Raw genomic sequence first — 2,315 nt, 5'->3', positions numbered from 1 at the left:
GGAACAGGCCGTGCTCGACCACCCCCGGCACCGCCCAGAGGGCCGCCGACAGCGCCTCGGGATCGTGGATCGCGCCGAGATGGGCGTCGAGGATGTGGTGGCCGCCGTCGGTGACGAGCGGCGCGCCATCGGGGGCGAGGCGGAGCCGCACCTCACCGGTGCATCCGGTCCGGGCGATCGCCGCCTCGACGGCGACGCGGGTGGCGGTGCGGCCGAAGGGGTTCACCTCGATCGGCAGCGGGAAGGCGCCGAGCGTGGCGACGCGCTTGGCGGCGTCCGCGATCACCACCATGCGGGTGCTGGCGAAGGCCACGATCTTCTCGCGCAGCAGCGCCGCGCCGCCGCCCTTGATCAGGCGGAGCTGCCCATCGACCTCGTCGGCGCCGTCGATCGTGAGATCGAGCTGCGGGATCTCGTCGAGGGTGGCGAGCGGGATGCCCTCGGCCTCGGCCTGGATCCGGGTCGCCTCCGAGGTCGGCACGCCGACCACGTCGAGCCCGTCGCGCACGCGCGCGCCGAGCAGGGCGACGAAGGCGGCGGCCGTCGAGCCGGTGCCGAGCCCGAGCTTCATGCCCGGCTCGACGAGGTCGAGGGCGCGCGCGGCGGCGGCGCGGCGCAGGTCCGGCCCGCTCAACGTCGGGCTCCGGCGGGGCGGGGGCGGGTCATCGGCGGCAATCCCAGGCACGGTTCGAGTCGCCGGGGCCCTAGCACGGCCGCGCCGGGATCGGAACGGCCGTCGAACGACACGTCTCGGGCTTCGTCCGGGCGGCGGCGTCAGGGACGTCCGCCCTGCGGCGGCGTAGCGCCCGCGCCCGCGCGCCCCGGGGCGGCGGGGGCCGCATCCCCGGCGGACTCGGCCGGCGGGTTGGCCTGCTGGGTGCAGACCACCTGCTCCTTCTTCACCAGCACGAAGCAGATGCTCATCTCGCCGGTGCGGTAGTTGACCCGGAACACGCCGGCCTCGCGGGTGTGGCGGGTGGCCACGAGCCCGTACTCGGAGGGCACCTGCGGCCCTGCACCCTCGCCGGCCGCGAAGCAGACGGTGAGGCCGATGCCGCCGCCGCTCTCCTGCAGGCCGTACTGGCAGGAGGTAACCTCGCCCGTGACCTTGTCGACCCGGTACATCCGGTTGAGGTCGGCCTGGGGCGCCGGGACGAACTCGTAGGCGGCGGCCGAGGCCCGCGTCGAGAGGCCGATGGCGGAGAGGCAGAGGAGGAGGGCGAGCGGGACGCGACGGGTCATGGAGCCGGATCTCGAGACGGGAGACCTCGTGTCGTGGGGATTTCGGGCACGAGTGGGGCGCCCGCGGCGCGGAGGCCTGGCGCGGGTCGGCCCGTCTCCAGGTTGCCGCCGGAGCGCCGCGCCGCTAGCGATGGCGCACCCGCGAAGCCCGAGAGCGCCCATGTCCCTTCCCCCGATCGCCGTGTTCGACCTCGACGGAACGCTCGCCGAGACGGCCGGCGACCTGATCGGCACCCTGAACGCGCTCCTCACCCGCGAGGGCCTGCCGGAGCTGCCGCTCGACGGCGCGCGCGACCTGATCGGCGCGGGCGCCAAGGCGCTGATCGCGCGCGGCTTCGCGGCGGCCGGCGCGCCCCTCGCGCCCGAGCGGCACGACCAGCTCTTCCTCGACTTCATCGAGCATTACGGCCGGAACATCTGCCGGGAATCCTACCTCTATCCGGGCCTCGTCGAGACGCTCGACCGGCTGGAGGCGGACGGCTTCCGGCTGGCCGTGTGCACCAACAAGGTCGAGGGCCTGGCGGTCGATCTCCTGGAAAAGCTCGGCATCGCGGAGCGCTTCGCGGCGATCTGCGGACGCGAGACCTTCCCGTTCCACAAGCCCGATCCGCGCCACATCACGCTCACCATCGAGCGGGCCGGGGGCGACCCCGCACGCGCCGTGATGGTGGGCGATTCGCGCGCCGACATCGACGCCGCGAAGGCCGCGGGCGTGCCGGTGGTGGCCGTGACCTTCGGCTACACCGACACGCCGGTCGAGGAGCTCGGCCCGGACCGGGTCATCTCGCACTTCGCCGACCTCGTCGGCGCCGTCGAGGCGCTGCTGCCGCGCAAGGCCGCCTGACGGGCGCGATCCCCCGGGCGGCCCCCCGCCCGCCGCCCTCAAGCGGCCTGCACGGTGGCGAGGAAGCGTCCGACCTCGGCGCCTAGATGCTCGGACTGGCGCGACAGCTCGGAGGCCGCCGAGAGCACCTGGCTGGCCGCCGCGCCCGTCTCCTCCGAGGCCTGCGCCACGCCCGCGACGTTGCGCGTCACCTCATCCGTTCCGCCCGCGGCCTGCGCCACGTTGCGCA

The 2,315-nt window shown here is 74.8% G+C and carries 3 protein-coding genes and 1 pseudogene; 1 reads left to right on the top strand and 3 read right to left on the bottom strand.

All coding sequences use genetic code 11. The annotated features are described in order from the left end of the window. Both rpiA and AX737_RS06025 read right to left on the bottom strand, forming a co-directional pair. A partial coding sequence (gene rpiA, locus AX737_RS06030; protein ID WP_066919828.1) for a ribose-5-phosphate isomerase RpiA occupies positions 1-634 on the bottom strand: 634 nt, incomplete at its 3' end. Between the two features lie 140 nt (positions 635-774). Beyond that, positions 775-1,242, bottom strand: a complete 468-nt coding sequence (locus tag AX737_RS06025) for a hypothetical protein (RefSeq protein WP_066919826.1) — start codon at positions 1,240-1,242, stop codon at positions 775-777. 160 nt (positions 1,243-1,402) lie between these two features. On the opposite strand from AX737_RS06025, the gene AX737_RS06020 reads away from it, so the two are divergent. Next, the gene (locus tag AX737_RS06020) at positions 1,403-2,086 is read left to right on the top strand and encodes an HAD family hydrolase (protein ID WP_082772908.1); all 684 of its coding nucleotides are present in this window, start codon (positions 1,403-1,405) and stop codon (positions 2,084-2,086) included. Positions 2,087-2,124: 38 nt separating this feature from the next. Here AX737_RS06020 and AX737_RS34140 read toward each other — a convergent pair. After that, positions 2,125-2,315 (bottom strand): annotated as a pseudogene (locus AX737_RS34140) (methyl-accepting chemotaxis protein); the annotation flags it as partial.

This window comes from Methylobacterium sp. CCH5-D2, assembly GCF_001556475.1.
Classification (GTDB): domain Bacteria; phylum Pseudomonadota; class Alphaproteobacteria; order Rhizobiales; family Beijerinckiaceae; genus Methylobacterium; species Methylobacterium hispanicum.
The sequence above is the reverse complement of the archived record's forward strand: the minus strand, read 5'-3'. Positions and strand labels throughout refer to the sequence as shown.

Excerpts from the sequence above, each read along its gene's own strand:
- AX737_RS06020 (WP_082772908.1), top strand. The coding sequence starts at position 1,403 with ATGTCCCTTCCCCCGATCGCCGTGTTCGACCTCGACGGAACGCTCGCC.
- AX737_RS06025 (WP_066919826.1), bottom strand. The coding sequence starts at position 1,242 with ATGACCCGTCGCGTCCCGCTCGCCCTCCTCCTCTGCCTCTCCGCCATC.